The following is a 4,276-nucleotide window of genomic DNA, read 5'->3' on the forward strand; positions in this document are numbered from 1 at the left end:
TCGCCCACGTCCCCGGCGGGTTTGCGGCGCTCAAGGATGCCGGCGCTTCAATCGCACCGGAATAACCCATGGCGCGCTCGAGCGCCGCTTCTCGCAGGCAGGATACAATCCTTGGATAGCCATATCGCATTCGCCAGCCTCGGATTGAGCCCGATAGCCATCTCCATAGGCCCGCTCGACATCCGCTGGTACTCGCTGGCCTATATCGCCGGCATCATTGCCGGGTGGTGGTATCTGCTGCGGCTGCTGGCCCAACCAGCGGCCCCGATGAACCGCGCACAAGCCGACGATCTCGTGTTCTACGCGACGTTGGGCGTTATCCTCGGTGGCCGTCTCGGCTATGTGATCTTTTACGGTCCTGAGATGATCTTCGACCCCCTGCAAATCCTCAAGCTGTGGGACGGCGGCATGTCGTTCCACGGGGGTGCAGCTGGCGTCTCGCTCGCGCTGATCCTGTTCGCGCGACGACACGGCCTCGAATGGCTGCGGGTCCATGATTATGTCGCCTGCACCGTGCCGATCGGCCTGTTCTTCGGCCGCCTCGCTAATTTCGTGAATGGTGAGCTTTGGGGAAAGCCCACCGATGTGCCTTGGGCGATTGTGTTCCCCGGAAGTCGCGATGGCCTCGCGCGTCACCCGAGCCAGCTCTACGAAGCCGGGCTGGAAGGACTGGTCTTGTTTGCCGTGCTCGCGTGCCTTTTCTGGTTTACCAACGCCCGACGTCGCCCTGGCATGCTCGTCGGCGTGTTCCTTCTTGGCTATGGGCTCGCTCGCTTCATTGTCGAATTCTTCCGGGAGCCGGATGCCCAGCTTGTCGGCTTCACAGCCAGAACAGGGCTTCATATGGGTCAGTGGCTCACCGTGCCGATGATTGCCGCAGGTATCTATTTGATAGTCGCAGCTTGGCGCGCCGGCTCGCGCAACCAGCAGGGCAAATCAGTAAAAAGTGAGCCAGCAATCATGCCAAAATCGAGTTGCAGTGAATAGGAACTAGCGGTCGCTATCCTGCTGCTCCTCAAGGCTAGCACCAACTTTGATTGTGCATCGCACCGTCTCGCGCGTTCGGGCTGCGGCCTTGCTGCACCCTTCGATCGTTTCGCGATTGGCCAACACCATCCTGTCGGCCGCTATGATCGCGCGGAACGCGGTGGGCGAGGCGGCCTGCATCATCCGCTGCCCGCCTTCCCACATTGACAGGTCGAGCGCTCGCGCCGCCATCTTTTCCGGCCATTGCCAGCTCGCCGGCACGGCACGCGCGACGACGCCGGCGAACGCCGCCCAAAGCACCATGCCGAGCACCACTCCGCCGATCGCCGTCCACATCAACCAGCGGTTCTGCTCGTAGCCCCGCCGCGCCGATGCGGTGACGCCCTGAAGCGCCCGAGTTGCATCCTTCAGCTCTGCGGCTGCGGTCGCGATCGTCCGCCGGTCCTCGGCGCGGGCGTCACCGCCTGCCGCTACGATCCGGTCAACAACGTGACGCGGCGTTGCTCCGTCCCTGGCTGCCGTCACCAGCGCGTCGGCGCGCTGCAAGGTGGCGTCGATCTTCTGCACCATGCCCGCCAGCGTCTCGCTATAGTCGGGCTGCTCGGGAAGTTCGGCGCGCTCGACCGCCATGCGCTCGACGGCGCGGCGTAGCAGCGCCAGCTCACCCTCCACCCGCGCGAAGGCCTCCTGGGCTGTCTCGGGTTCGTGCTCGTCCTTGCTCAATCCTGCTTCCTTTTCATACCCGAAAGCACGAATGCCTACCGGCTCAATCCCCGGTCGCGCTCGCGGTCCGGCCCCAGCGATTTCGCCAGCGCATCCCCGATTGCGCGGTCATTCTCCAGTTTCAGCTCCAACTCGGGCGCGCGGCGACGCAGCGCGGATTCAAGTTGCGGATCGCGGCCGATCGCACCGGCGACCTTCGCCATGTTGCCGCGCATCCGCTCCGCGCCGGGGCGGTCGCCCGCCCGCTCAAGGGCAGCACGATCGCGCTGCATCGCCTTCCAGGCTTCCACGAAGCGACCCGCGCGCGCCTCCGGGTCGAGCCGCACGCGCTGCTCCTCGGCCATCGCGCGCACGGCCCCTCCGGTGTTGCCGCCAGCGGCCTGCTCGATGAGACTGGGATCGCGCCTGAGCGCGGAAGCGAGATCACGCGCGGCATGGGGCCGGTTCGCGTCCAGCGCCTCGCCAGCCTTGCGCAATGCGCTCTCCTGATGCGGCAGCACCGGCAAGTCCTTGGCGCGCATCCGGCCTATATCGGCCGCGGCGCGCGCATAGCGTTCGATCGCCCCGGCCTGGTCGGGCTTGCCCCCGATCGCCGGCTCGGCCTGCGCCTTTACATCCGAAATGGATGTTTCTCGCACCGCTTTGGGCCGGAAGCCGTCGAACATGCCCTTGGCCTTGTCGCGCACCTTGGCGGCGATCTCCCGTGCGAGTTCCGGGAACCGGATCTCGCGCCGCTCGGCGAAGGCGCGTGCCCGGTCCTGGTCGGACGGCGCGGCATAGTCGCCGGCCATATCCTTGGCGCGGTCACGCGACAGGACGCGGGCGAGCTGGCGCTGATCGGTGAAGTCGTCGCGGCCATAGTGGAACGCCACCCCGTCGCGATGCCGGGACAGGGCGACATAGGTACCGTGCCGGTCCATCCCCGGCGTCGCCAGCACATGCGCGCGATCGACGGTCACGCCCTGCGATTTGTGGATGGTGGCGGCATAGCCGTGATCGACATGCGCATAGTCCTTGAGGTCGAACGCGACGCGGTTGCCGTCATCGAGCCGTACCGCCATGCGGCGCTCGCTGACCTGCTCCAGCGTGCCCAGCGTGCCGTTCTTCACGCCCATGCTGCGCTCATTGCGCAGGAACATGATCCGGTCGCCGGCCGCGAAGTCGCGCCGGCCACGCTCCACGGTTACGCCCACGTCCGCGCCCAGCTCGCCGGTCGCTCGCATCCGCCCGCGCGCCTCCTCGTTGAGCGCGCGCACCTCGGCGTTGGTGTGGGTGAGAATGATCCGGGTCTTGTCCGGCTCGGCCTGGCGCTGGCGATCCCAACCACCCACCAGCTCGCCCCGCGCCCCCTCGCGCGTGTCGGCCGCCTGCACCATGCCCCGGCTCTCATAGGCGTGCAGCGCCGCGCCTGTGCGGCCTGTGGCGAGCGAACGCGTCGCCTCCTTCTGCCAGTCGTCACGCTGCCGGCGAACCTCGGTGATCTCGGCCGCGCCATGCCGCTCGGCCATCGACCGGAACGCCGCGCCGGCTTCGATCGCCTGCAACTGCTCGGGATCGCCCACCAGCACCACCTTGGCGCCGGCATCACGGACATGAGACAGCACCCGCTCCATCTGGCGGGTGCCGATCATGCCCGCCTCGTCCACCACCAGCACGTCCTTGGGGCCAAGCTGGTCGCGCCCCTGCCCCCATGCGTGTTCAAGACTGGCGATGGTCCGGGACTGGATGCCCGATCCGCCCTCCAGATTTTCGGCCGCGATGCCGGACAGCGCCGCGCCGCGAACGGTGTAGCCTGCGTGCTCCCATCCATCGCGCGCGATGCCCAACATGGCGGATTTGCCGGTGCCGGCATATCCGACCACATTGGCGATGCCGCTCGACGCGGTTATATGCTCCAGCGCGGCTTGCTGCTCGTCCCCGAGCACGAGCCCTTCACTCCCGGCAACGGCGCTCGCTCGGTCGAGAACCGCTGCCGGGAGACCATGATCCCTCCGCGCCGCCAGCTCGTCTCCAGCACGCTCAAGCCGCGCTTCGGTCGCGATCATATCGCGGGACGTGAACCGCTCCTGGTCACGCCCGTCCTTGCCCAGCGCCACCAGCTCGGGACTGGCGCGCACCGCCGCCATCACCTGGTCGAACTGCTCCTTGCCGTCCGAATGCCTGAACGCGAACGTCGCAAGGTCGCGGGTAGTGAACGTGGCCTGCTGCCGGGTGATGGCGTCCAGCGCGACATTGGGATTGGCGATAATCCGATCGCCGTTCTCACGCGCGATGCGCGTGTGATCCTCGATCCGCTCCGCCTCAAGCCCCTGCTCCGGTCGCCGCGATGCTGCCGGGCCGATCTTGTGCTGCGGCTCCAGCTCGATGCCCTGCTCCTCATAGGAGCGATGATCGATCCGACCCTCAAGCCCCAACTCGGCCATGCGCTCGTTGACATGCGCGCTCCACGCCTCACGCCAGTCTTTCAACAGCTCGGTGCTGTTCCAGTCGCGATTCTTCTTCCCGAACCCCTCCGGCCCCACATCGCGCATCGCCAGCATGACATGCGCGTGCGGCTTCGGCGTGC

General features: G+C 67.0%; 3 protein-coding genes. 1 reads left to right on the forward strand and 2 read right to left on the reverse strand.

Annotated features, from left to right (window positions below; translation table 11 throughout):
- Nucleotides 1–111 precede the first annotated feature (111 nt).
- Complete coding sequence (gene lgt, locus AX681_RS15385) at nucleotides 112–987, forward strand: prolipoprotein diacylglyceryl transferase (protein ID WP_007016079.1); 876 nt, start codon at nucleotides 112–114, stop codon at nucleotides 985–987.
- 3 nt (nucleotides 988–990) lie between these two features.
- Here the strand turns inward: lgt and AX681_RS15390 are convergent, their stop codons facing one another.
- Nucleotides 991–1,710, reverse strand: a complete 720-nt coding sequence (locus AX681_RS15390; protein WP_231635606.1) for a DUF6118 family protein — start codon at nucleotides 1,708–1,710, stop codon at nucleotides 991–993.
- Between the two features lie 35 nt (nucleotides 1,711–1,745).
- Nucleotides 1,746–4,276 (reverse strand): Ti-type conjugative transfer relaxase TraA (gene traA / locus AX681_RS15395; RefSeq protein WP_066682462.1); only part of this gene is annotated, 2,531 nt, incomplete at its 5' end.

It is taken from the genome of Sphingomonas sp. CCH9-E2 (assembly GCF_001557215.1).
GTDB lineage: Bacteria > Pseudomonadota > Alphaproteobacteria > Sphingomonadales > Sphingomonadaceae > Sphingomonas.